The organism is Stenotrophomonas sp. UBA7606, from assembly GCF_002477705.1.
Classification (GTDB): Bacteria; Pseudomonadota; Gammaproteobacteria; order Xanthomonadales; family Xanthomonadaceae; genus Stenotrophomonas.
Map to the genome: position 1 here is coordinate 414 of NZ_DLJW01000071.1, position 24,373 is coordinate 24,786.

Annotated in this window: 24 protein-coding genes and 1 tRNA gene; 9 read left to right on the plus strand and 16 right to left on the minus strand. The window is 66.8% G+C overall.

From position 1 onward, the window contains the following. Both B2527_RS09490 and B2527_RS09495 read left to right on the plus strand, forming a co-directional pair. A partial coding sequence (locus B2527_RS09490) for a DUF1190 domain-containing protein (protein WP_293708752.1) occupies nucleotides 1–468 on the plus strand: 468 nt, incomplete at its 5' end. A gap of 4 nt (nucleotides 469–472) precedes the next feature. Continuing rightward, nucleotides 473–1,660, plus strand: coding sequence for a glutathionylspermidine synthase family protein (locus B2527_RS09495; protein ID WP_293708754.1), 1,188 nt, complete (start codon nucleotides 473–475; stop codon nucleotides 1,658–1,660). 396 nt (nucleotides 1,661–2,056) lie between these two features. Here B2527_RS09495 and B2527_RS09500 read toward each other — a convergent pair whose 3' ends face one another. The 7 genes from B2527_RS09500 to B2527_RS09530 form a co-directional block, all read right to left on the minus strand. Continuing rightward, nucleotides 2,057–3,355, minus strand: a complete 1,299-nt coding sequence (locus tag B2527_RS09500; RefSeq protein WP_293708756.1) for a DUF58 domain-containing protein — start codon at nucleotides 3,353–3,355, stop codon at nucleotides 2,057–2,059. A gap of 226 nt (nucleotides 3,356–3,581) precedes the next feature. Then, complete coding sequence (locus B2527_RS09505; protein ID WP_293708758.1) at nucleotides 3,582–4,619, minus strand: AAA family ATPase; 1,038 nt, start codon at nucleotides 4,617–4,619, stop codon at nucleotides 3,582–3,584. Beyond that, nucleotides 4,616–5,764 carry a DUF4350 domain-containing protein gene (locus B2527_RS09510; RefSeq protein ID WP_293708760.1) on the minus strand — a complete coding sequence of 383 codons (1,149 nt, stop codon included), beginning with the start codon at nucleotides 5,762–5,764 and terminating at the stop codon, nucleotides 4,616–4,618. The genes B2527_RS09505 and B2527_RS09510 overlap by 4 nt, the downstream gene beginning before the upstream one ends. Further along, on the minus strand, nucleotides 5,761–7,314 hold the full coding sequence (locus B2527_RS09515; RefSeq protein WP_293708762.1) for a DUF4129 domain-containing protein: 1,554 nt from the start codon (nucleotides 7,312–7,314) through the stop codon (nucleotides 5,761–5,763). Before B2527_RS09515 ends, B2527_RS09510 begins: the two co-directional genes overlap by 4 nt. Beyond that, nucleotides 7,304–8,293, minus strand: coding sequence for a stage II sporulation protein M (locus B2527_RS09520; protein ID WP_293708763.1), 990 nt, complete (start codon nucleotides 8,291–8,293; stop codon nucleotides 7,304–7,306). The genes B2527_RS09515 and B2527_RS09520 overlap by 11 nt, the downstream gene beginning before the upstream one ends. Continuing rightward, nucleotides 8,290–8,985, minus strand: coding sequence for an RDD family protein (locus B2527_RS09525; RefSeq protein WP_293708765.1), 696 nt, complete (start codon nucleotides 8,983–8,985; stop codon nucleotides 8,290–8,292). Before B2527_RS09525 ends, B2527_RS09520 begins: the two co-directional genes overlap by 4 nt. A 208-nt stretch (nucleotides 8,986–9,193) precedes the next feature. Further along, complete coding sequence (locus tag B2527_RS09530) at nucleotides 9,194–9,733, minus strand: gamma carbonic anhydrase family protein (protein WP_293708766.1); 540 nt, start codon at nucleotides 9,731–9,733, stop codon at nucleotides 9,194–9,196. Between B2527_RS09530 and B2527_RS09535 the strand changes: the two genes are divergently transcribed. Continuing rightward, nucleotides 9,732–9,857, plus strand: a complete 126-nt coding sequence (locus B2527_RS09535; RefSeq protein WP_293708767.1) for a hypothetical protein — start codon at nucleotides 9,732–9,734, stop codon at nucleotides 9,855–9,857. The two genes, B2527_RS09530 and B2527_RS09535, sit on opposite strands and share 2 nt — an antisense overlap. A 209-nt stretch (nucleotides 9,858–10,066) precedes the next feature. Here the strand turns inward: B2527_RS09535 and mnmG are convergent, their stop codons facing one another. Beyond that, on the minus strand, nucleotides 10,067–11,956 hold the full coding sequence (gene mnmG / locus B2527_RS09540; RefSeq protein ID WP_293708769.1) for a tRNA uridine-5-carboxymethylaminomethyl(34) synthesis enzyme MnmG: 1,890 nt from the start codon (nucleotides 11,954–11,956) through the stop codon (nucleotides 10,067–10,069). A gap of 495 nt (nucleotides 11,957–12,451) precedes the next feature. Next, nucleotides 12,452–13,126, minus strand: coding sequence for a hypothetical protein (locus B2527_RS09545; protein WP_293708771.1), 675 nt, complete (start codon nucleotides 13,124–13,126; stop codon nucleotides 12,452–12,454). 142 nt (nucleotides 13,127–13,268) lie between these two features. Here B2527_RS09545 and B2527_RS09550 point away from each other — a divergent pair, with 142 nt between their 5' ends. Genes B2527_RS09550 through B2527_RS09560 form a run of 3 tightly spaced genes read left to right on the plus strand, consistent with a single transcriptional unit; the run spans nucleotide 13,269 to nucleotide 15,283 of the window. Further along, on the plus strand, nucleotides 13,269–14,231 hold the full coding sequence (locus B2527_RS09550) for a pyridoxal-phosphate dependent enzyme (protein WP_293708773.1): 963 nt from the start codon (nucleotides 13,269–13,271) through the stop codon (nucleotides 14,229–14,231). Next, nucleotides 14,228–14,836, plus strand: a complete 609-nt coding sequence (locus tag B2527_RS09555; protein WP_293708775.1) for a YdcF family protein — start codon at nucleotides 14,228–14,230, stop codon at nucleotides 14,834–14,836. The genes B2527_RS09550 and B2527_RS09555 overlap by 4 nt, the downstream gene beginning before the upstream one ends. Before the next feature lie 18 nt (nucleotides 14,837–14,854). Next, on the plus strand, nucleotides 14,855–15,283 hold the full coding sequence (locus tag B2527_RS09560; protein WP_293708776.1) for a ketosteroid isomerase-related protein: 429 nt from the start codon (nucleotides 14,855–14,857) through the stop codon (nucleotides 15,281–15,283). 206 nt (nucleotides 15,284–15,489) lie between these two features. Here B2527_RS09560 and bioC read toward each other — a convergent pair whose 3' ends face one another. From bioC to bioB, 5 genes are all read right to left on the minus strand, one after another. Further along, a complete protein-coding gene (gene bioC, locus B2527_RS09565; RefSeq protein WP_293708778.1) occupies nucleotides 15,490–16,377 on the minus strand; it encodes a malonyl-ACP O-methyltransferase BioC in 888 nt (295 codons plus the stop codon). A 20-nt stretch (nucleotides 16,378–16,397) separates the two neighbouring features. After that, nucleotides 16,398–17,180, minus strand: coding sequence for an SDR family oxidoreductase (locus B2527_RS09570; RefSeq protein ID WP_293708780.1), 783 nt, complete (start codon nucleotides 17,178–17,180; stop codon nucleotides 16,398–16,400). Between the two features lie 69 nt (nucleotides 17,181–17,249). After that, nucleotides 17,250–18,017: a pimeloyl-ACP methyl ester esterase BioH gene (bioH, locus tag B2527_RS09575; RefSeq protein WP_293708782.1), complete on the minus strand. Its 768-nt coding sequence runs from the start codon at nucleotides 18,015–18,017 to the stop codon at nucleotides 17,250–17,252. 15 nt (nucleotides 18,018–18,032) lie between these two features. After that, nucleotides 18,033–19,241: an 8-amino-7-oxononanoate synthase gene (gene bioF / locus B2527_RS09580; RefSeq protein ID WP_293708783.1), complete on the minus strand. Its 1,209-nt coding sequence runs from the start codon at nucleotides 19,239–19,241 to the stop codon at nucleotides 18,033–18,035. A gap of 81 nt (nucleotides 19,242–19,322) precedes the next feature. Next, complete coding sequence (gene bioB / locus B2527_RS09585; protein WP_293708785.1) at nucleotides 19,323–20,351, minus strand: biotin synthase BioB; 1,029 nt, start codon at nucleotides 20,349–20,351, stop codon at nucleotides 19,323–19,325. Nucleotides 20,352–20,400: 49 nt separating this feature from the next. Here bioB and B2527_RS09590 point away from each other — a divergent pair, with 49 nt between their 5' ends. Both B2527_RS09590 and B2527_RS09595 read left to right on the plus strand, forming a co-directional pair. Further along, complete coding sequence (locus tag B2527_RS09590; RefSeq protein ID WP_293708787.1) at nucleotides 20,401–21,126, plus strand: ComF family protein; 726 nt, start codon at nucleotides 20,401–20,403, stop codon at nucleotides 21,124–21,126. A gap of 111 nt (nucleotides 21,127–21,237) precedes the next feature. Beyond that, nucleotides 21,238–21,819, plus strand: coding sequence for an HdeD family acid-resistance protein (locus B2527_RS09595; protein WP_293708789.1), 582 nt, complete (start codon nucleotides 21,238–21,240; stop codon nucleotides 21,817–21,819). A gap of 119 nt (nucleotides 21,820–21,938) precedes the next feature. Here B2527_RS09595 and ubiA read toward each other — a convergent pair whose 3' ends face one another. After that, nucleotides 21,939–22,832 (minus strand): 4-hydroxybenzoate octaprenyltransferase, encoded by an 894-nt coding sequence (gene ubiA / locus B2527_RS09600; RefSeq protein WP_293708791.1) that lies wholly within the window; start codon nucleotides 22,830–22,832, stop codon nucleotides 21,939–21,941. 117 nt (nucleotides 22,833–22,949) lie between these two features. On the opposite strand from ubiA, the gene B2527_RS09605 reads away from it, so the two are divergent. Then, nucleotides 22,950–23,026, plus strand: a tRNA-Arg gene (locus B2527_RS09605). 400 nt (nucleotides 23,027–23,426) lie between these two features. Here the strand turns inward: B2527_RS09605 and B2527_RS09610 are convergent. Further along, complete coding sequence (locus B2527_RS09610; protein ID WP_293708793.1) at nucleotides 23,427–24,170, minus strand: hypothetical protein; 744 nt, start codon at nucleotides 24,168–24,170, stop codon at nucleotides 23,427–23,429. Nucleotides 24,171–24,373: the final 203 nt, after the last annotated feature.

Sequence of the window (24,373 nt, forward strand, 5' to 3'; positions counted from 1 at the left end):
GGGCTGTACACCTCGGTGGAAGCCTGCTCCGAGGCCACCGGCAATCCGTCCAGCTGCCGCGAGGCGTTTGCCGCTGCCCAGCAGCAGTCTGCCGATGCCGCACCCAAGTACGCCAGCAAGGAAGAGTGCGCCAAGGAGTACCCGGCCGAGCAGTGCGTGCAGCAGCACACCAGCGCTGGCACCTCGTTCATCGGGCCGATGATGATGGGCTTCTTCATGTCGCAGATGCTCAACGGCAGCCGTGGCGCGGTGGCCGCACCGCCAGCCGCGCAGCCGGCGTTCAAGGACAAGGCCAACGGTTGGGCCAAGCCTGCACCGGGCGGCAGCGGTGGCCTGAACACGGCCAGCGGCATTGGTGCCGGCAAGGCCGGCCTGGCGCAGGTCAGCGCCGAGCCCAACCGTGCCGTCACCGCCAGCCGTGGCGGTTTTGGCGCCCGTAGCGGCGGCCGCAGCAGCGTCGGCGGTTGATGCAGTGAAGCGCGTTGCGATTGCCGAGCGTGGCAACTGGCGGGACCGTGCTGCCGAAGCCGGTTTCCGCTTCCACACCATCGACGGTGCGCCTTACTGGGATGAAAGCGCGTATTACGCCTTCACCCTGCGCCAGATCGAAAACGATATCGAGGACCCCAGCGCCGAGCTGCATGCCATGGCGCTGGATCTGGTGGGCGAAGTGGTGGGCAGCGAGGCGCTGATGGCGCAGCTGGCCATCCCCGAGGCGTTCCGCGACTGGATCGCCGAAAGCTGGCGTCGCCGCGACCCGCATCTCTACGGCCGCCTGGATTTTGCCTATGACGGCAACGGCCCGGCCAAGCTGTACGAGCTGAACTACGACACGCCCACCTCGCTGTACGAGGCCTCGTTCTTCCAGTGGCAATGGCTGGAGGATCAGCGCAACCGTGGCGCCTTGCCGCAACAGGCCGATCAGTTCAACTCCCTCCACGAAACCCTGGTGGAGCGTTTTGCCGAACTGGCCTCGCGCCTGCCGCCGCCGCTGTATTTCAGTGCGGTGGGCGAGTCCGAGGAAGACCAGGGCACGGTCGCCTACCTGCGCGATTGTGCGGCGCAGGCCGGGCTGCGCGGGGCGGCCATCGCCATCGAGGATATTGGCCTGTCCGAAGACGGCCGTTTCACTGATCTGGACGATGTGGTGATTGGCAGCCTGTTCAAGCTGTACCCGCTGGAAGACCTGATGCGCGAGGAATTCGGCGCGGCCTTGCCGCGTTCGGGCGTGCAGCTGCTGGAACCGGCGTGGAAGGCGGTGTTGAGCAACAAGGGCATCCTGCCGCTGTTGTGGCAGCGCCATCGTGGCCACCCGAACCTGCTCGAATCGTATTTCGATGACGGCAGCGCGCTGCCGGCCGGCTGGGTGCGCAAGCCGCTGCATTCGCGCGAAGGTGCCAACGTGGCCATGCATATGGACGATGGCAGCTGGCAGGAAAGCGAAGGGCCGTACAGCGGGCCCAGCATCCGCCAGGCGTTTCATGCCTTGCCGGTATTCGAGGGCAACTACCCGTTGGTGGGCAGTTGGGTGGTGGGTGACCGCGCTTGTGGTGTGGGCATCCGCGAGGACAACAGCCGCATCACCCGTGACAGTGCGCGCTTCCTGCCGCACGCCATCATCGACGATGCGCCGCAGGGCACGACGCGTATCTATCTTTGAATGCTTTGTGTGGGAGCGGCGTAAGCGGCGAGCCCCAGTAACTGTAGAGCCGAGCCATGCTCGGCTGAGGCTTTACCGGTAAGGCCCCTGCCGAGCATGGCTCGGCACTACATGGGCGTTGTCGGTGAGGCCCTTGCCGAGCAGGGGGCGGCATTAAGGGTTTGGGTCTTTTGTGGGAGCGGCGTGAGCCGCGAAGCAAACGCAAGATCGCCAGCGGCAAAGCAAACCTCTCTCCAGCCTGCCCGTTCGCTACGCGGAAGATTGGAGCACCGGTGTAGAGCCGAGCCATGCTCGGCTGAGGCTTGACCGGTAAGGCCCCTGCCGAGCATGGCTCGGCACTACAGAGTTTGGTTTTTTGCGGGCTGGGTGAGCCGCGAAACCGAGGCAGAGGGTTGTTTACAGCAGGCCATCGCGTTTCACCGCCAGGTAGCGTTCGACCAGCGCCGCCGGCAACTCCTCGGCGGTGACGTCCAGCACCATCACCCGGTGGCTGCGCAGGGCATCGTGGGCATCGCTGCGTTGCTGCAGGTAGCGGGCGATGGCGCCGGCCTGCAATGCATCGGGCAGGGTTTCCACGTCGCGTGCAAGGGTGTCGTCCAGCTCGCGTTCGCGCAGGCTGGCCACGCAGACAAGATGCCGCTTCTGCAGCAGGCGTACCGCCGCCAACAGATCCTCGATGTCTTCATCACGGACATTGGTGATCAGCATCACCAGGCTGCGGCGGGATTGCCGCAGCGACAGTTCGGTGGCCGCGGCCAGGTAGTCGGTGGCCACCGGCCGTGCCTGCAGGTCATAACTGGCGCGCAGCAGGCTGTCGATCGCGCCCAGCCCACGCTTGGGTGCAACCCAGCGATTGTCGCTGCCGTTGGCAAGCAGGCCCACGCCATCGCCTTGGCGCAGCGCCAGGTACGACACCACCAGTGCGGCGTTCAGGACATGGTCGAAATGCGACAGACCGTCCTCGATCGCCATCATGCGGCGGCCGGTGTCGATCATCATCACCAACTGCTGGTTCTTTTCGTCCTGGTACTCGCGCGAGATCAGCTTGCGTGCGCGCGAAGTGGCCTTCCAGTCGATCTGGCGCAGGCTGTCACCAACGCGGTATTCGCGCATCTGATGGAAGTCGGTGCCTTCACCACGGCGGCGCTTGAGGTGGGCGCCGACCAGGCGCGAGGCCATTTCCGCGCTGAGCAGGGCCAAGCGCGTCAGCGGGACGAAGTTGGGGTACACGCGCACTGTCTGCGGCGTTGCGGTCAGGCGTTGCTGGTGCCACAGCTGCAGGGGCGAGTGCAGCCGCAGGTGCACGCCTTCAAACACGAAGGTGCCGCGGTTGGTCGGGGTGAAGCGGTAGCTGAAGCGGGTCTCGCTGGTGCCGCGCAGGCGCAGGCGGCGTGGCAGCCCTTCTGCCTGCCAGCCATCGGGCAGCAGGTCGAATACATCCACGCGCTGGCGCCCAAAGGCATCCAGCTGCAGCCAGGTTTCGCGCTCGACGCCAAGCGCGAGCGAATCGGGGAGTTCGCGCTGCACCAACGGGGTGGGGCGGCGGACCAGCAGTAGCATGTCCAGCAGCGCCACTGCGCCGATCACTGCGCCGGTGACGGCCCATGGCAGCTGCGGCAGGTAGTGCAACGCCACCGGGATGCCGAGCAGGCCCCACAGCACCAGCAGGACGATCAGTAGGGGAGCGGGTCTCACGCGGCGGCCCTGGGGTTCGGATGGGGTGGGGCGGTGGGGGTAGTGGAAGCAGGAGCAGGAGCAGGAGCACCCCTCCCCAGCCCTCCCCTGCGTGCTTCGCACGCAAGGGAGGGGGCAGGAGCAGAAGCAGAAGCATCCCTTTCCAGCCCTCTCCCGCGTGCTTCGCATGCAAGGGAGGGGGCAGGAGCAGGGGCTCCGTTGTGGATGCTTGGGCCTGCCGCCTTGTTCACTTGCGCGGAGCCTCCACCTTGGCGAGCAGGGCGGTCAGGGCGTCGTCGGCGGATTGGCCTTCAATCTGCATCTCCGGCGCCAACGCGATGCGGTGGCGCAGCGCCGGCTTTGCGATCTCACGCACGTCATCGGGGGTTACGAAATCGCGGCCGGACAGTACTGCCTGCGCGCGTGCCGCACGCACCAGCGCGATGCTGCCGCGCGGGCCAGCGCCCAGCGCGATGCCCGGCCACTTGCGGGTGGCGGCAACAATGCGCACCGCGTAGTCGATCACCTGCGGATCAACGGTGATTGCCGCCACCGCCTTCTGCAGCTCGACCACGTCGGCACCACTGAGCACGCGCGGAACCTGGCTGAGATTGAAGTCGCTGGCGGTGCGGCCGGTGGTGATGGCCTGCACCATCTGCTTCTCGTCCTCCAGCTGCGGGTAGTCGATCAACACCTTCAGCAGGAAGCGGTCGAGCTGGGCTTCGGGCAGCGGGTAGGTGCCTTCCTGTTCCACCGGGTTCTGCGTGGCCAGGGTCAGGAACGGCGGGGTCAGCGCGAAGCCCTTCCCCTCGATGGTGACCTGGCCTTCCTGCATTACTTCCAGCAGCGCGGACTGGGTCTTGGCAGGTGCCCGGTTGATCTCGTCGGCCAGCAGCAGATTGGTGAACACCGGGCCGCGGCGGATCTTGAAGCTCTCGGTCTTGGGGTCATAGACCGCGTGGCCGCTGACGTCGCTGGGCATCAGATCCGGGGTGAACTGCACGCGCGCATAGTCCAGCTCCAGCGCCTGTGCCAGCGCACGCACCAGCAGGGTCTTGCCCAGGCCCGGCACACCCTCGATCAGCACGTGGCCACCGGCCAGCAAGGCGATCAGGATCTGGTCGAGTACATCGGTCTGGCCGATGAAGGCCTGGCCAACGGCATCGCGGATGCGTTCCACGCGTTCGATCAGCGCCGTATTGCCGGGGCCTGCGGCAGGCACGGGCGCGGCAGCGGGGGCCAGCGCGGTAGCGGGCAGGTCGGGTGGGGTTGGCAGGTCGGTCATAGCAGGTTTCTCATCTGGATGAGGAGACGGATGCGCTCACGCAGGGCGGTGTCATCGCGCGAAGGTGGAACCTGCAGCGCGGTTTTCACCCGCGCCACGGGCCATTGCAGGTGGTCGGCGATGGCCTGGGCCTGGCTGTCGCCACTGAGTGCGGCGGCTATCGGTGCACGCAGCCGCAGGCGCTTGAGGAAGGTCTGGCGCACCGCGTCGTACAGCAGCGGTGCCTTGCCATGGCGGTGCAGGTGCTCGCCGCTGGCGCGCACGTGTTCCAGCAGCGAGCGGCGGTCGCCGCGCGGGGAGGGCAGTTCCGCCCCGAAACGCTGGCAGCGCATCCACAGCCAGCCCAGCAGGGCCAGCAACAGCGGCACCCAGATCGGCCAGCCGCGCTTGTAAATGGTCTTCCACAGCGACGGCATCTCCATCGCGTAGATGAGGTAGGTGGTGCCCTTGCCGTAGTTGGGCGCCAGCAGCAGGCGGGTGAGGTCACGGTGCGGTACGTCGCGCAGGCCGGTGTCGTACTCGCTCTTGCCGTTGAGCAGGAAATCCATCTGCGCCAGCACGTCTACCCGCCCCAGCCCGTAGCGCAGCCGGGCCCAGACCAGCGTGTCATCCTGCGCATCGCCCCAGCGGCGTTCGGCGCGGGTGCTGCCATCAAGGCGGAAGCGATTGCCCTGGCAGAACTCCTGGTGTGGTTCCTGGCCGGGCACGTTCCAGTGCTGGCAACGGGCATCGACAGCGCTGGGCACTACCCCCAACCGGGGCAGCAGGCCGGTGTCCTCGCTGTCGGTGTCCTCATCCGCTGCGGGTGCGCGGAGCAGCAGGTGGCCGCCAAACTCCACCCAGTCCAACAGTCCCTCGACCTGTGCCGGGCTGAGCTTGCGCGGGTCATCCAGCATCAATACGGTGTCGCCCGGCTGCAGGCCAGTGGTGGCCAGGTTGAGCTGGCGCTGGGTTTCGGCCTTGTTGCCGTCGCGGCGCAGGGTTTCGCGCAGTGCGAACAGGTCGTTGTAGGTGGGCTCACCGTAGGCCGGCAAAGGCACCTGCCGGCTTACCCGCTCGTAGTTGTGCAGAAACCACACCAACACCACCGCCCCCAGCAGCAGCGCCAGCACGGCGATCAGCGCGTTGCGCGCGCGCGGGCTCATGCCGGCCACCCGAAATGCTGGTGCAGGGACGCGGCAAGCGCATCGAACTCGGCATCGCTGGGCAGGCGACCGGCATAGGCCGCGTACTGCCAGGTGCGCACCATCTGCCCGAACAGCTCCCGGTCCTGCTCACGCGGCATGCGCCGCGACGCCCGCAGGCATTGTGCTTCGGTGGCACCGGGCGGCAGCAGTACATCGGCGCGTTGCACCAGCACCTCGACCGAGGCGCGGTACAACAGCGCCAGTGCATGCCGGGGCTTGCCCTCACGCCACAGGCGGCGGGCACTGCCCAGGATATCCGGTGGCAGCACCTCGGGCAGCTGCAGCACCTCCTGGGTCACCGGGGACTCTTCGCTGCGCTGGCGCTTGCCGGTGCCGCGCAGCCAGGGCAGCCACCAGCGGGCGGTCAGCAGCAGTGCCAGCACCACGATGCCCAGCACGATCCACAGGATGCTTTCGCTGATCAACGCCAGCAGCTTGCCGATGGCCTCCAGCGGCAGCTGCGGCAGGTCGGGTGCGTTCTTGTCCTGCTCCTCCTCCGCCTTTTTCTGCCATTGGGTGACGGTGCGCTGGGCACCCAGCTGCGGATCTTCGTAGGCGCGTGCGGCGGCCTGGCGGAAACCGGCGGTGTCGGCATCGCTGGGCCCGAACACGGCCTGCGGGCTGTCGGCCACCGGTGGTGCGGTCTTGTGGTTGGCATGCGCGGTGGCGGTGCCGTCGGCTTGTTGTGCCTGCACCGGCAGCGCCATCGGTGCCAGCAAGGCCATCACCAGCGCCAGCGTCGGCGCCAGCTTGGCCAAGCGTTCACGCAGGCGGCGGAAGGCGATTTCCACGTCCCAGGCTTCCAGCTGGGTGCGGCGGTTGAGGTACAGGCCAAAACCGGCGCCGCTGTAGAACGGGCCGATCACGCTCATTGCAACCAGCGACAGCAGGTTGAAGCCCACCCAGGCCCAGGCCGGTGTTTCATCGCCGATCAGCGACCAGGCTGCGCGCAGGGATTCGGACAGCAGGTCCAGCGGCACGAACATGAAGATCAGCGAGACGCCGGCCAATTGCAGCATCAGTTCAAAGTGGAAGCAGACCCAGGTGAGCATCGCCGCATGGCCATAGCTGGCATTGCCCAGGGCACCGCGCCGCGCCCGCCGCAGGGCAGGGTCGCCACCTTCCAGCAGGTCCACCGGCATCAGCAGCGAGCGCGCCGGGCTGAGCCGGCGCCAGGTCAGGTAGGCAAGCAATCCACGCCAGCCCCACCGCAGCTGGGCACGCAGGGTATCGGCGGTGCCGGGCTCGGCACCAAAGGCCCCGCGCGAGATCACATACAGCGGAATGCGTTCCAACGCCGGCTTCAACCACCACATCAGCATGGCCGGCAGCAGGAAGTTGTCCAGCCACCAGCCACCGAGATTGAGCAGCGCGAACAGCGGCAACGCCACCAGCAGCCAGGGCTTCCAGATGGCGCGCGCGTGGCGGCGGACCAGCGCGGTCCCCAGCTCCATGGCTTCCCATTGCGAGCGCGCGCGCAGCACCACATCCAGTTGGTCAATGCGCATGGCCGCCCCCGCGCCCACCGCGCCACAGCCAGCCCAGCACCAGCAGCCACAACACCGCCGACACCGTCAGCTTGCCCCACATCGGCACCCAGGCAATCGACGACCAGAACGCCTCGATGAAGGCCGCCACCAACAGCATGAAGGCCACGCCCAGGCACAGCCTTGCCCCTATCCGGCCGCCTTCCACCAGCGCGTCGACGCGCCGCATGCGGCCCGGTGCCAGCAGGCGCAGGCCCAACTGCAGCCCGGCACCGCCGGCAATGACGATGGCGGTCAGCTCGAAGGGCGCATGGCCAACCACGAAACGCCAGAACGGTTCGCCATAGCCGGCCTGTTGCAGGTGGCCAGCCACCGCACCGATGGTGATGCCGTTGAACACCAGCACCAGGATGGTGCCGATGCCGGCCACCAGGCCGCTGGCAAAGGTGCGCAGGCCGATGCTGATGTTGTTCATGATGTAGTGGCCGAACATCGCCCAGTCGGTGCCGCTGTCGCGGCCCAGGCTGTCGGCGTTGGGGTCGTACATCTTTTCCATCTGTGTGATCTGCGAAGGCTCCAGCAGCAGGTGCACCAGTTCGGGCTTGTACTGCAGCAGCACGAAAATACCGACCAACGGCAGCACGAACAGGGCGCAGGCCGCCCACATCGACGCGGCCTGGCTGCGCACCGCCAGCGGGAAATCGGCAAACAGGAATTCCACCGCGCGCTGCCAGCGTGGCGTGGGCGTGCGATAGAGCAGGTTGTGGCCGCGTTGCATCAGCTGTTGCAGGTGCTCTACCAGCTGCGGGCTGTAGCCGCGGTGCTGGGCCAATGCCAGCTGCTGGCACAGCCGCCGGTAGCGCTGTGGGATGGTTTCATCGCCCGGCAGGTCGGCCGATGGGGTGGTCTTCCTGCTGCGTTGCTCACCGCGTTGCTGCAGCCAGTTCTCGAACTGCTGCCACTCCTGCTGGTAACGGGTAACGAACTGTTCCTGTCTCATCGCCGCCCCAGCAGCCAGTTGGCCATCGCATACAGGCGCAGCACGCCGGTCTGGCCGCGGTCCTGGCTGAGCCCGCTGGCGATGTCGGCCAGCTCCTGCTGGCGCGCCGACGACAGTGCGGGCGCGCGCTCGGCAAAGGCGATCAGCGCGATCTGCTCGTTGGGCTGCAGGGCCAGCGGGGGTGCCAGTACGGTATCGATGCGCGCCGGCGCGGTGGCCGCGCGCGGCGGGGTATGGACCACCAGCGAGCCGGCCACCAGATCCCCCAGACGGCGCCCATGCGCATCGCACAGGCAGCTGACCAGCCCCACCGCATAGCCGAACGGCAGCATGTCCACGGTGCGCAGCAGGTTGCGGACGATGGCCTGCAGCCAGCCCAGCGGCGCGCCGTCACGGGCGACCACGCGCAGCCCCAGCGCACGTTTGCCCAGGGTGCGGCCCCAACAGACCTCCAGTACGATGGGGTAGGCCCAGAACATCAGGAACATCAGCCCCAGATACAGCCCCTTGCCCAGGCCACCCAAGGGGATCAGCAAGGGGCTCATCAGGGCCAGCGCGCCGAAACGGATGATCAGGTCGATCAGCCAGGCCAGCGCACGCGGCACGGGCCCGGCGGCCGGCAGCTGCAGCGGCACGCCTTCGGGGGTGATGACCTCGCGGTAGGTATCCAGCATCGGCCGCGCTGCCGTCATTGCGGGCATTCCGGATAGGCGCGGTGGCGTTGGGGGGCCCGGTTTCCCGTCCGGGCGGCAGCCTGGGGCATGCGTGTCTCTGTCACATCCTTAGTCAGAGTGCTGACTGTAACGGGGGGCAGGGTGAAAACCCAGCGTGCTCGGTGCTGGGGGGCGATCCCCATGCAACCTTGGACGGAATCGCCACTTGCCGGTCTTGCCCGTTGGATCAGCCCTGCATGGACCGGTACTGGTCCTTTACCCGGACGTAGTGATCGGCCGAATAGCGCAGGCCCTCGATGTCTTTTTCGGTGAGTTCGCGCATCAGCCGGGCCGGGTTGCCGGCCCACAGCTGGCCGCTCTTCACGCGCTTGCCGGGGCCTATGACCGCGCCGGCAGCGATGAAGGCATTGGCTTCGATCACCGCGCCATCGAGGATGCAGGCGCCCATGCCGATCAGGCAGTAATCACCGATGGTGCAGGCATGGATGATGCAGCCATGGCCCACGGTGACCCCTTCGCCGATGAGCGTGGGGAAGCCACCCTTGTTGTAGGGGCTGTCATGGCTGACATGGATGATGGTGCCGTCCTGCACATTGGTACGCGCACCGATGCGGACGTAATTCACATCGCCGCGGATCACCGTGCCCGGCCACACCGAGGCATCGTCACCGATGTGCACGTCACCGATGATGGTGCAGGCCTCGTCGATATAGACGCGCTCGCCGAGGGTGGGGGTTTTGTCCAGGAAGGGGCGGAGTGCGGGCATGCTGGAACTCGATGTTGGTGAGGCGTTGATGCGAATGATAGCGCGCGGCTTGATTGCAGCTTTGTGCAAGGCTTCAGGCGGCCGGGTAGTTGTCTGGAAACCAGATGCAGCGAAGATGCGCTGATGTAACTGATGTGGCGCGATCTATGTCGGGAGGGGTGCCAATGGCACCCCTCCCCAACCCTCCCCTCCGCCTTCGGCGCAAGGGAGAGGGCTGTTTGGTGTGGTCTTTCAGATGGCGGAGCGCCGCTTCTGCTCCCTCCCTTTTGCGAAGCAAAGGGGAGGGCTGGGGAGGGGTAGGCTTTCAAGGCTTCAACAGCGCCTCCCGAAAACTCACGCCACCTTGCCGCGGCGTGCCCGTTCCAGGTGCACCAGCAGCAGCGAGATTGCCGCGGGCGTCATGCCGGGTATGCGTTGTGCCTGGCCGATGCTTTGCGGGCGCACGCGTTCCAGCTTCTGCAGTGCCTCGGCCGACAAGCCGCGCACCGAGGCGAAGTCGAAGCCTTCGGCGATCGCGGTGTTTTCATGGCGCTGCTGGCGTTCGATCTCTTCGCGCTGACGGTCCAGGTAACCGGCGTACTTGACGCTGATCTCCACCTGCTCGGCCACGCGTGCGTCTTCCACGCCGGGGCCCAGCGACGGCACCTGCATCAACTTGGCGTAGTCCAGCTCGGGGCGCTTGATCAGGTCCAGCACATTGGTTTCGCGACTGACCGCCACGCCAGTGGTTTCGGCCACTTCGCGGCCCAGGGCATTGCCCGGCGTTGCCCAGATGCCACGCAAGCGTGCGCTCTCGCTGGCAACGGCGGCCTGCTTGGTCTCGAACGCGGTCCAGCGGCGGTCATCGACCAGGCCCAGCTCGCGGCCGGTCGGGGTCAGGCGGGCGTCGGCGTTGTCCTCGCGCAGCTGCAACCGGTACTCGGCGCGGCTGGTGAACATGCGGTACGGCTCGCTGGTGCCGTGGGTGATCAGGTCGTCGACCAGCACGCCGATATAGGCTTCGTCGCGGCGCGGGCACCAGCCGTCCTTGCCCTGCACGAACAGGGCGGCGTTGATGCCGGCCAGCAGGCCTTGTGCGCCGGCTTCTTCATAGCCGGTGGTGCCGTTGATCTGGCCGGCGAAGAACAGGCCGGCGACCTGGCGGGTCTCCAGCGTGTTCTTCAAACCACGCGGATCGAAGAAGTCGTACTCGATGGCATAGCCCGGGCGGGTGATATGTGCCTGCTCGAAACCACGGATGCTGCGTACCAGTTCCAGCTGCACGTCGAATGGCAGCGAGGTGGAGATGCCGTTGGGATAGATCTCGACCACGTCCAGGCCCTCAGGCTCGACGAAGATCTGGTGGCTGTTCTTCTCGGCAAAGCGCACCACCTTGTCCTCGATGGACGGGCAGTAACGCGGGCCGATGCCTTCGATCTGGCCGCTGTACAGCGGTGAACGATGCAGCGCGCCACGGATGATGTCGTGGGTGCGCTCGCTGGTATGGGTGATCCAGCAGCTCACCTGCTGTGGGTGCTCGCGGACATCGCCCAGGTAGGACATCACTGGCAACGGGTCATCGCCGGGCTGTTCGTCCATCACGCTGTAGTCCAGCGAACGGCCGTCGATGCGCGGCGGGGTGCCGGTCTTCAGGCGGTCGATGGCGAACGGGCGCTCGCGCAGGCGCGCGGCCAGGGTGGTGGCCGGCGGGTCGCCCATGCGGCCGGCGGTGTACTGGGTTTCGCCGATATGGATCTTGCCGGCCAGGAAGGTGCCGGCGGTCAGCACCACCGCTGGGGCGTGGAAGGTCAGGCCGGTCTGGGTGATGGCGCCGCGGATGGCGTCGCCGTCGATGATCAGATCATCCACCGCGGCCTGGAACACGGTCAGGTTGGGCTGGGACTCGACGATGCCGCGGATCGCCATGCGGTACAGGTTGCGGTCGGCCTGGCAGCGGGTGGCGCGCACCGCCGGGCCCTTGGAGGCATTGAGGGTGCGCCACTGGATGCCGGCACGGTCAGCGGCATGCGCCATGGCCCCGCCCAGGGCGTCGATTTCCTTGACCAGATGGCCCTTGCCGATGCCGCCAATAGCTGGGTTGCAGCTCATCGCGCCCACCGTTTCGACGTTGTGGGTCAGCAACAGAGTGCGGGCGCCGCCGCGCGCGGCAGCCAGGGCCGCCTCGGTACCGGCGTGGCCGGCGCCGATGACGATGACGTCGTAACGGTAGAAGGAGTCGCTCATGGGCGTGAGATTGATTCGGAAAAGTGTGAAGTCAGTCGCCGGGGTATTCCCCGGTGCAAACCAGCCGGCTTGCTGATTTTACCGCCAAAGCAAATTTGTTAGAGGTCAGGCCTAAAGTTGGCACGCAACCTGCAGTTAATACATTGCACCCAGCGTGGCATGCGACATAGGCGCAACAAGGTCGGAATTGGAACAGGGGCCGACCGAAGCGCACGTTGGGGTAGCAGGGGGCCGGTAGTCGGGGGACTACCGGCCTTGCAGTCAGGCAAGGCCCGCCTTGGCGGGAAAGCGTTAAAAGACAAAGCCCCGGCCTAGGCCGGGGCTTTGTCTTTATTAGGCGCCGATGCCCGACAGGGCCGGAACAGGGGGGATCCAGATTTCCTGGCGGACATCGACATTGAGCTGTCGGGTGTTGACCGGTTTGGGTCACTTAGCGACGCAACCGGTCACCCGTGAGGCCAAGCATTGCCTGCATCAAGGGCAAATGCAACCTTTTTATTTCTCCACATTCCTGACTACGTGACCGGGTCGACTTTGTGACGGCGGTCGGGCGGGGGCCGGGCGGGCCTGTGCGGCCGGCCGCGGCTGGGCCATCGGCCGGGGCTGCATGGCCGGACGTGATGGCATGGCCTGCGGGCGGGGCATGGCACGGGGTTGCTGCATCGCCTGCGGATTGGCGCGCTGCTGTGGGCGTTGCAGGCGGTCCAGGTCACGCCACGGCGACTTGCCACCGCCGCCATTGACCGGCGGACGCGGACGCGGCCCGTTGCCGTTGTGGTCGTTGTCGCCGCCCGGCCGCGGACCGTGCCCATTGCCGTTGCCCGGCGGACGCGGCCCATTGCCATTGTGGTCATGGCCGCCACCCGGGCGCGGGCCATGCCCGTTGCCATTACCTGGCGGGCGCTGACCATGGCCATGCTGCGGCGGACGCGGACGGTAAACCGGACGGTAGCCTGGGTAGCCATAGCTGCCGTAATAGCCACTGCCGTAGTAAGCGCCACCATAGTAGCCACCGTCATAACCGCCATACGGGTAGCCATAGGGATAGCTGTACTGCACCGAAGGCGAGCCATGGTAGTAACCACCCGCCCCACCATCGACGTAGTCATAGGTGGCGCAGCCGGACAGGCCAACCAGCAGCCCGGTGGCAATGATGAGTCGCTTGATCATGATGAGTCCCCCCCAGTGGGAATGGCATCCAGCTTCGGGCCAATGCATTGAATCGCCCCTTAATTGTTCCGGTCTACCTGAACTGCAGGCATGTGCGCAGATGAGATGGTCCCGGGGCAGGAGCCTAGGCTAACCTTTCACCATGAATGAACTCACCTTGCCCGGCTTTGCCGAGGTGCTGGCCGCCGCGGCGCGCATTGCCTCCCATGCCACGGTCACGCCGGTGCTGCGGTCGCGGGAGCTCGATGCCCTGGCCGGTGCCAGCCTGCATTTCAAGGCCGAGCACCTGCAGCGCAGTGGCGCGTTCAAGTTCCGTGGCGCCTGCAACGCGGTGTGGTCGCTGGATGCGATGCAGGCGCTGAATGGAGTGGTTACCCATTCTTCCGGCAACCACGGTGCGGCGCTGGCGTTGGCGGCGCGTTCGCGTGGCATCCCCTGCCACGTTGTGGTGCCCGAAGGTGCGGTGGCGGCAAAGCTGGCCAATATCGCCCGGCATGGCGCGCAGCTGTGGCGCTGCGCGCCCACCCAGGTGGCGCGTGAGGCCGAATGTGAACGCATACGCCAGCAGACCGGCGCCGAGCTGGTCCATCCCTATGCCGATGCGCGGGTGATCGCCGGCCAGGGCACGGCGACGATGGAACTGATCCGCCAGGCAGGGGCGACCCTGGACGTGTTGGTGGTGCCGGTGGGCGGCGGTGGCCTGGCCGGCGGCAGCCTGCTGGCGATGCAGGCATTGTTGCCCGATTGCGAACTGATCCTGGCCGAGCCGGCTGGTGCAGCCGATACGGCGCGCTCGCTGGCGGCGGACCGGCGGCAGGTCGATTTCGTGCCGGATACCGTGTGCGATGGCCTGCGCGGTGCCCTCGGTGCCCCCAATTTCGCCTTGCTGCGCTCGCATGCGCAGGTCATCACCGTGGACGATGCTGACACCGTGGCGGCAATGCGGCTGATCTGGCAGGTGATGAAGCAGACGGTGGAGCCGTCCTCGGCGATCACCCTGGCGGCGGTGCTTGCGCAGCCGCAGCGGTTTGCCGGGCGCACGGTCGGCTTGCTGTTGTCCGGTGGCAATGTCGATCTGGATGCACTGCCGTGGAGCCTGGCATGACGGCAACGCGTGGACGGGTTGGCCTGCTGGGTTGGGTGTGGCGGTTCAGCGTCCTGCTGCTGTTGTGGTTGCTGGGTGTGGCGGCCTGGATCATCTGGGTGGGCGACCGCGACCAGGCCGCACCGGCGGACGCGATCATCGTGCTCGGCGCGGCGGCGTATGACGCCAAGCCTTCACCGGTGTTCGAGGAGCGTATCCGCCATGGCCTGGACCTGTACCGGCAGGGCTATGCGCCCAAGCTGATCTTCACCGGTGGCTTTGGTGGCGCGCGTGCGCGCTTCTCCGAATCGCAGGTGGCGCGGCGCTATGCCCTGAAGCAGAAGATCCCCGCCGAGGCCATCCTGATCGAGACCAAGTCACGCACCACCCGCCAGAACCTGGTGGAAGCCAAGGTGCTGATGAAACAGAACGACCTGCACAAGGTGATCGTGGTCAGCGACCCGTTGCACATGGCGCGCGCGCTGCGCCTGTCACAGGAGCTGGGTATCGATGCGTTGGCCTCGTCCACGCCGAGCACGCGCTTCCGCAGCTTCCACACCAGTTGGCGTTTCCTGGTGCAGGAGGTCTACTTTTTCCACCGCGACCTGTTTGCCAAAGGCGCCTGAGTCGTTTGCGAGGGTTACATGGACCACACTGAAGTCAGCCCGCGGCGCCGTGCCATGGTGCTCATCCACGCGTACTACGAGGCGTTCAACCGTGGCGACTGGGTTGGCATGCTGGCCTGCCTGGACGAGGACGTGGTGCATGACCTCAACCAGGGTGCGCGCGAGCACGGCCGCGAGGCGTTTGCGGCCTTCCTGCAGCGCATGGAGGTCAGCTACCGCGAGCAGTTGCGCGAGGTGGTGGTCATGGCCGATGACAGTGGCAACCGTGCCGCCGCCGAGTATGTGGTGCACGGTGAGTACCACCATACCGACGAAGGCCTGCCGCCCGCCCGTGGACAGCGCTACGTGCTGCCGGGTGGGGCATTCTTCGATGTGCGCGACGGCTTGATCACGCGGGTGAGCAATTACTACAACCTGCAGGATTGGATCGCGCAGGTGGGCGGCTGAGCCGCCGCCGCCTGGCAGGGTAGTGGTGACGAGAGCGCTGTACGCCAGCAGCTTTGGTCTCTCCCTTCTGCGTGACAAAAGGAAGCCCTGCTTGCACGCCACCGGCGTGCTGCCTGAGCAGCGACCGAAGGCCATGCCTTCAGGTCGGGCGGGCCGGCGAGGGATGAAACCGGCGCGGTGCGCCGCCCTTGGCAGGTGCTGGCAGCTCAGGCCTTGGGTTTGCGCCGGATCGGGATCGACGCCAGCGGCACGCTGGCCACGTCGTGGCCATGCTCGCGGATCGGTGCGCCAGGCTCCGGCGCCCAGGCGTGGGCATAGATCACTTCCCAGCTGCTGGGCAGCTTGCCGTCGGTGCGGCGCAGCGGTTCGTAGGCCGCCTGCGCGGCCGCCAGGCGGCCGCGCCCGGTGAGGGTATGGCGGCGGTCGTGCATGGCGTTGGTGGCGCCGATGGCCTTGAGCTCGCGCATCAAGGCAGGCAGGTCGTCGTAGGTAAGGGTGAACATGTCGCGGTCCAGCACCGGGTCGCGGAAACCGGCTGCCAGCAGCGCGTCACCGAACTGAGCGATCTGTACGAAGCGGCTGACATGGGCGGTGTCGTCGGCCTGGGCGAAGGCGGCGCGCAGCTCCACCAGCGTGTCGTGGCCAAAGGTGGAACAGACCAGTAGGCCGCCGGGTTTGAGCACGCGGCGGAAACCGGCAAACACCGCCGGCAGGTCTTCCACCCATTGCAGGCACAGGTTGCTGAAAATCACATCCACGCTGTTATCGGCCAGCGGCAGCGCCCGGGCATCGGCACACACGCGCGAGAACGGCCGCCACCAGCCGGCCTGTTTCTTTGCTTCCACCAGCATCGGCTGGGCCAGATCCAGCGCGATCACCTGCGCCTTGGGCCAGCGCTTTTTCATGGCTGCGCTGGAATGGCCGGGGCCGCTGCCAACGTCCAGCACCACCTGCGGTTGCCGGTCCTCCAGGTAATCCAGCGATTCGAGCAGGCGCTTGGCCACTTCCTGCTGCAGGACGGCGGCGGCGTGGTAGCTGGAGGCGGCGCGCGCGAAGGCGCGGCGGACGTGGTTGCGATCAAACAGGGAAGACATGGCAGGTACGCAGTGGAAGGTCAGAAGGTGCCCGGGTAGGCGCCGCCGTCGATCAGCAGGTTCTGCCCGGTGATGTAGCCGGCGTGCACGCTGCACAGGAAGGCGCAGGCGGCGCCGAATTCGTCCGCCGTACCGAAGCGGCCAGCAGGGATGGCGGCGCGGCGGCGTGCGGCCACCTCGTCCAGTGGCTGCTGCAGCTTGCGCGCGCTGGCGTCCAGCGTGCCGCGCAGCCGGTCGGTGTCGAACGCGCCCGGCAACAGGTTGTTGAGGGTGACGTTGCGCGCCAGGTGGGTGCGGGCGACCCCGGCGACAAAGCCGGTCAGGCCGGAACGGGCGCCGTTGGACAGGCCCAGGATGTCGATCGGGGCCTTCACCGAGCTGGAGGTGATGTTGACCACGCGGCCATAGCCACGCGCGGCCATGGCGTCGACGGTGGCGCGGATCAGCTCGATCGGGGTGAGCATGTTGGCCTCTACCGCCGCCAGCCACTGTTCGCGCTCCCAGTCGCGGAAATCGCCCGGCGGCGGGCCGCCGGCGTTGTTGACCAGGATGTCGACCTGCGGGCAGGCGGCCAGTGCGGCGGCACGGCCGTCGGCGGTGGTGATGTCGGCGGCCACGCTGCGCACCTCGGCAGCGCCCGGCAGGGCGCGCAGTCCGTCTGCGGCGGCCGCCAGTGCGTCGGCGCCACGGGCAACGATGACGACGTTCACCCCCTCGCGTGCCAGCGCCCGCGCGCAGCCCAGCCCCAGCCCCTTGCTGGCGGCGCAGACCAGCGCCCAGCGTCCGGCGATTCCAAGATCCATCGGCTCAAGCCTCGTGCGGTGTGTGGGGGCACATGATCGGTGATGCGCTGCCGTGCTGCCTGAAAAGGCTCACGCGCAGCCCGCAACGAACTGTTGCAGCAGCCCGGCGACCTGGTCAGCGTGGCCCAGGAACGGTGCGTGGCCGCCGCCTTCGATGGTGTGGGCGGCATGCAGGCCGGCCGGGGCCAGGCCGGCGGCGCTGTGCATGGCGCGGGCCGGCACCAGCCGGTCGCGTTGGCCGCCGATCCACAGGCCCGGCTTGTGCAGGCCGGGCAGGGCGCCGCGCAGGTCGCTGCGCTCCAGCAGGGCCAGGCCTTCGTGCAGGGCGCGCGGGGCGGGCTCGCCGCGTTCGACCAGAGCATCGCGCAGGGTGCGCAACTCGCTGCGGGCATGCTGCGAACCCATCACGTCCAGGGCGAGGAAGCGTTCCAGGGTGCCGCGGTAGTCCTGCTCAAGGTCACGGCCGAACTGCTCGAACACCGCCGGCTCCACGGCATCGGGCCAGTCGCCGTCGCGCACGAAGCGCGGCGTGGCGGCCAGCATCGCCAGCCCACGCACCTGTGGCAGCGTGGCAGCGGCATGCAGGGCCACCAATCCGCCCAGCGACCAGCCACACCACACTGCGGCCGGCGTGGCGCTGGCGATGGCATTGACCAGGTAGGGCAGGCGCAACGGGGTGGCATCGTCGCGGCTGTGGCCGTGCCCGGGCAGGTCGACCACATGCAGTTCGTAGTGCGGTGCCAAACGCTCGACCAGGGGGGCGAAGATGCCGCCATGCAATGCCCAGCCGTGGATCAGGACCAGGGCCGGTCCGCTGCCGGTGACGTGGATATGCATGGCTACAACCGGTTCTCAGGCAACAGTGTTCAGGGACTTCTGGTACAGCACCACGTCACGCGCGCTGGCGATGGCGTCGACCAGCGCCTTGACCTGGTCCACGGTATGCAGCGCCGACAGGGTGACGCGCAGGCGGGCCTTGCCTTCGGGCACGGTTGGCGGACGGATGGCGCTGACCAGGAAGCCGGATTGCTCCAGCATCGCCGACAGCGCCATCACCGTGGTTTCGTCGCCGCACAGCAGCGGTTGGATCGGGGTTTCCGAGGCCATCAGCTCCAGGCCGTGGCGGCGTGCGCCGTCGCGGAAGGCGGCGATCAGTTCGGTCAGCTTGTCGCGGCGCCAGTGGTCGCGGCGTGCCAGCTTCACCGCGGCCAGCGAGGCGGCGGCCTGTGCCGGCGGCAGGGCGGTGGTGTAGATGTAGGGGCGGGCGGTCTCGGCCAGGTGCTGGATCAGGGCTTCCTCGCCGACCACCACCGCGCCATGGCCGCCCAGCGCCTTGCTCAGCGTCAGCAACTGCAGCGGCACCTCATTCACGCCCAGGCCGGCATCGGCCACGCAGCCGCGGCCGTGTTCGCCGACCACGCCAATGCCGTGGGCGTCGTCCACATAGAACAGTGCCTCCTGCATGCGTGCCACCAGCGCCAGTGAGCGCAGCGGGGCGATGTCGCCATCCATGCTGAAGACACCATCGGTGACCAGCATGGCGGCGCCGTCGCCGCTGTTCTTGAGCTGGCGCATGGCGCCTTCGCTGTCCAGATGCGGATAGCGGCGCAGGCGGCAACCCGCCAGTCGGGTGGCGTCGAGCAGGCTGGCGTGGTTCAGGCGGTCCTGCACGCAGACGTCGCTTTCCTCGCTGAGCAGGGCCTGCTGCACGGCCAGGTTGGCCATGAACCCGCTGTCGAACAGCAGGGCACGCGGGTAGCCCAGCCAGTCGGCCATTTCCTGCTCCAACTGCTGGTGCAGGCTGTGGTGACCGCAGACCAGGTGCGAGGCGGTGCTGCCGGCACCTTCGCGGCTGGCGGCGTCCTGCAGGGCGGCAACCACTTCGAACTGCTGCGACAGGCCCAGGTAGTCGTTGCTGCAGAACCCGGTCAGCCAACGCCCGTCCACTTCCAGGCGCACGCCATCGCGGCGATTGATGGTGCGCCGGGTGCGGATGCGGCCCTGCGCAAGCCGGAGCTTGCGCTGGTCTTGGATGCGTTCGTGGATATCAGGACGGGCCATGGCAGTGATTCATGGTCTGGCGGCCGACTAGCGTACCCGGTTGCCTGTGAGAATTCCCGGCAGCCGTTGGCTGTACGGGGCTCAGGCGCTACGGGCGCAGGCCGGGGCGATGTCCAGGTGCACGGTGCCGGGGTGGTCATGGCCATCGGCATCCACTTCCACCTGCATGGGTTGGATACCCAGGCGGTTGAACAGGGCCTGGTCACGCTCGGTGTCCGGGTTGCCAGTGGTCAACAGCTTTTCGCCATAGAAGATGGAGTTGGCACCGGCCAGGAAGCACAGCGCCTGCAGTTCGTCGCTCATGCTTTCACGCCCGGCCGACAGCCGCACCATCGAGCGCGGCATGGTGATGCGGGCAACCGCGATCATGCGCACGAACTCGAACGGGTCCAGCTCGGCACTGCCGTGCAGCGGGGTGCCGGCGACCTGCACCAGGCGGTTGATCGGCACCGAATCCGGATGCGCCGGCAGGTTGGCCAGCGCCTGCAGCAGGCCGGCACGGTGCTCGCGGGTTTCGCCCATGCCGACGATGCCGCCGCAGCAGGTCTTCATGCCGGCGTTGCGCACGTGTTCCAGCGTGTCCAAGCGGTCCTGGTACTGGCGGGTGTGGATGATGGAGTCGTAGTAATCCGGTGCGGTGTCCAGATTGTGGTTGTAATAGTCCAGCCCGGCGTCTTTCAGTGCCTGCGCCTGGTGGCCTTCGAGCATGCCCAGGGTGGCGCAGGTCTCCAGCCCCAGCGACTTCACCTCGCGGATCATCGCCGCCACCTTGGGGATGTCGCGGTCCTTGGGCGAGCGCCAGGCCGCACCCATGCAGAAGCGCGAGGCGCCGGCCTGCTTGGCGGCGCGGGCACGGGCCACCACGCTGTCGGTGTCCATCAGCTTCTGTGCGTCCACGCCGGTGTCGTAGCGCTGGGCCTGCGGGCAGTAGGCGCAGTCTTCCGGGCAGCCGCCGGTCTTGACCGAGAGCAGGGTCGAGACCTGCACCCGGGCTGGATCGAAGTGCTGGCGGTGCACGTTGGCGGCCATGTGCAGCAGTTCGGGGAAGGGCAGAGCAAACAGCGCCAGCAGTTCTTCGCGGTTCCAGTCGTGGCGGATGACAGCAGACATCGGTGTTACCTGAGGGTTGCGACTACGGAAGCGGCGCAGTCTGGTCAGCATGAATCGCCCTGTCAACCTTTGGTCAACGAATTTGGTTTACGGCGTTGGCGCGCGTCTGTCGCAGCTGCTGTTTCCGCCGTGCTGCCTGTTGTGCGGGGAATCGGGTACGCAGGGCCGCGACCTGTGCGCAGCCTGTGCGGCCGATCTGCCCTGGATGGAAGCGGCTTGCCTGCGCTGTGCCTTGCCGCTGCCGGCCGACGAGATCGCCGGCGTATGTGGCGCCTGCCAACGCGGCCGGTCGCCATTGCAGCAGGTGCGGTCGGCGTTCCTGTACCAGCCGCCGCTGAACGCCCTGGTGCTGCGCTTCAAGTTCCACCGCGACCTGTCGGCCGGCCGCCTGCTGGCAGCGCTGATGGTGCAGGCGCTGGCCGCGGCGGAGCGACCGCAAGCCCTGGTGCCGGTGTCGCTGCATCTGGCGCGGCTGCGCGAGCGCGGTTACGACCAGGCGCTGGAGCTGGCCAAGCCGCTGGCACGCGCACTGCAGCTGCCGCTGTGCAAGGGGCTGCACCGCCGCCACGCCACTGCGCCGCAGTCCAGGTTGGATCAGACCGCGCGCCGCCGCAATCTGCGCGCTGCATTCATTGCCGGCGGCGCGTTGCCCGCACATGTGGCACTCGTGGACGATGTGATGACCACCGGCGCCACCCTGCAGGCGGCCGCCTGGGCGCTGCGCCGGGCCGGTGTGCAGCGGGTGGATGCCTGGGTAGCCGCACGGGTGCCCTGAGCGGGGGGGGGCACGCTGGGGCCTGCATTGATCATGCGCATGCCATTGCCATGCGACACGGCCTAGACTGAAGGCGACAGGGCGCTTCTATTTCGTTCAAAGGAGACTGCAATGGGTACATCACCGATTTTTCCGGCCGGCTCGCTGTTTGGCAGCCTGGCGCGCAACTGGTGGGTGGTTTTGCTGTTCGGCCTGCTGGCCATCGTGTTCGGCGTGCTGACGGTGATGTCGCCGGTGCGTACTGCCGCGCTGCTGGCGATGTGGCTTGGCGTCATGGCCCTGGTCGAGGGCGTGGTGGTGCTGGTGGCCGCGTTCAGCGGTTCGGCCCCGGTATCGCGCGGCTGGGCAGTGTTCTATGCGCTGGTATCGATTGCGTTCGGCGTGCTGGCGCTGATCAATCCGCTGGCAACGGCCAGTGTGCTGCTGCTGTTCCTGGCCGCGTGGCTGGTGGTTGGCGGCATCTACCGCATCATCTTCGCCATTCGCGTGCGCAAGCAGATCCGCGGCGAGTGGATGCTGGTGCTCAGCGGCCTGCTGGCGGTGGCCTTGGGCGTGATGTTTGCCCTCAACCCCTTGTCGGGCCTGATCGTGACTTCGTTGTGGATCGGTGCGCTGGCGCTGGTATACGGCGTGCTGCAGGTGATTGCGGCGTTCCGGCTGCGCTCGCTGGGCAAATCTGCCGGCGCGATGTGATCACCGGGTGGTAGTGCCGAGCCATGCTCGGCAAGGCATTCCCGGCAAGGCCCCAGCGCAGCATGGCTGCGCTCTACCCAGGCCAGACAAAAGCGGCCCGCATTGCGGGCCGCTTTTTTTCACTCCAGGTACTGGCTGGCGACGATGCCGGCAAACAGCACCGCACCGACCCAGTTGTTGTGCAGGAAGGCCTTGAAGCAGGGCTCACGCTCGCGGTTGCGGCACAGCCAGAATTCGTAGACCACCAATGCCATCGCCATGGCGATGCCGGTCCAATAGGCCCAGCCCAGGCCCGCGCGCTGCCCTGCCAATGCCATCGCGGCGAAGAACAGGGCATACAGGATGCCCTGGATCACCAGGTCCAGATCGCCGAACAGGATGGCGGTGGAGTGTGAGCCGACCTTCAGGTCGTCGTCGCGGTCGACCATGGCGTACCAGGTGTCATAGGCGGTGGACCAGAGGATGTTGGCGGCGTACAGCACCCAGCCCAGGGGCGGCACCTCACCCTGGATGGCCGCAAACGCCATTGGAATACCCCAGCCAAAGGCCATGCCCAGATAGACCTGCGGCAGGTGGGTGTAGCGCTTGAGGTACGGGTAGCTGGCGGCCAGGAATACGCCGATGAAGCTCAGGCCGATGGTCAGGGCATTCAGGGTCAGCACCAGCGCGAATGCCACCAGCATCAAGCCGGCGAACAGGGCCAGTGCCTCGCGCCCGGACACCGCGCCGGTGGCCAGCGGCCGCTCCTTGGTGCGCTTGACGTGCGGGTCCAGCCAGCGGTCGGCGTAGTCGTTGATCACGCAGCCGGCCGAGCGGGTCAGCCAGACCCCGGCGGTGAACACGAACAGCGTCCACAGCGGCGGTATGCCGTCGGCGGCCAGCCACAGCGCCCACCAGGTGGGCCAGAGCAGCAGCAGGGTGCCGATCGGGCGGTCGGCGCGCATCAACTTCCAGTAGTGCCCGAGCCGCGAACGAAGGTCCGCGGTCGGCGGTGTAGTGGTGGGGTGCTTCATGCCCTAAAGGTTACCAGTTGGGTGGGCATGGCTTGCGAATTTGCCAAGGGGGCAGACCTGCGGCACATTTTGCCGTTAGAATGCGCGTCCGCCCGGCCTTGCCGCGCGGATCACAATGCGCCCGTAGCTCAGCCGGATAGAGTAGTGGCTTCCGAAGCCATTGGTCGGGGGTTCGAATCCCTCCGGGCGCGCCAGATGATAGTCTGAGCTTGTCTCAGAACGTCCAAAACCCCAGAGAAATCTGGGGTTTTGCTTTTCTGATGTCCGGATTGTTCCGACCGGCGCGCAAGATGCCATTGCCACGTCAGAGCAAGCCGCTGGGATTATGTGGTGGAATGAGCACAGCGGCACCACTGGGGGTGACGGGGGAGGGACATGCCGAACGGGTTGAGTTGGGCGGCTTCGTTCAATGTCATGGCGACACTGCCCGCAGGTCGCGGGTCGCGCGGCCGGGGTTCTGGTGACGAACTATTTGCCGAACTGTCGCCGGAGAATGGAGAGACTTAATGCGACGATGCCCTATTGCCATATTCACGGTGGGGAGTAAGCGGAGTGACCGTCCTTCTTTACCGGTGGTGAGCGTCTACCCTTGGGTTAGAACCGACGCTGCCCACCGCCAAAATTGCCAATGTCGCATTGGCCGGCGAAGCTGGTCCCGCCTTGGATGGTGATATGGCCGGATCTGCGATCGACGTTAAGCCGCGGCTTGTTCATGCCATTGAGGCGATAGCCCGCCGTGATCACCTCTGGCGCGACCTGAAGGTCGTCCAGTTCCCACCAGCCATGGTCGCCGCCCGAGTTGATGGGAGGTACCAGCCCTTCGCTGAGATGGATGCGGGCGTGATCGCCGTAAAGCTCAATCTGCACATCGCTGTTGAATCCTTCAGCACTGCTGTGAACGGTGTCGCGGGACTTCCACTTATGCTCCTTGCTGTCCCAAGCATACGTCGGTTCGGTCTTGACGGTCGGCCGGGTACCTGCGCCGTAGCAGATCAGTACAAGGGAGTTGCTGTGCTGTGACGATGTTGCGCTGGGTGACTGATCGGCCGTCGAGGCCTCGGCGCAGTTCGCGGCCGGAACGGACTGGATGGAAACATAGTGCCCTTCGGCGGTGGCGACGGAAATGCACTGTGAGTTCTTGGCTTTCCACCAGAAGTTGAAGCGCTGTTCACCCACGATATTGGAGTCGCGCAACTCGTAGCCGCGGGACAGCAGCTGCGTTTCGCCACCGGCTCCGCGTGCTCCGACCAGATCCGTGACATCTGGAGGGGTCTGCGCAAGAACCGGGAGGCTCAAGGTAACGACAGCAAGGCAAATCATCAGCTGGCTCAGTCGCATGCAGGAGGTTCCTGTTCGTTGGTTGTATGGCAGGGTGCCGAGGAGGGCAGGGTCCAAATGTCGGTTTATTGAAGCGCACACGATGTGGGCTCGCAATATATCTCACGCGACTTGTTCCGATGTCTCACGAGACACCTATGCGAGAAATGATGGAAGAAGAGATCAAGCGCTGGACCGCCTGGCGCAAATTGGCACGGGTCGTT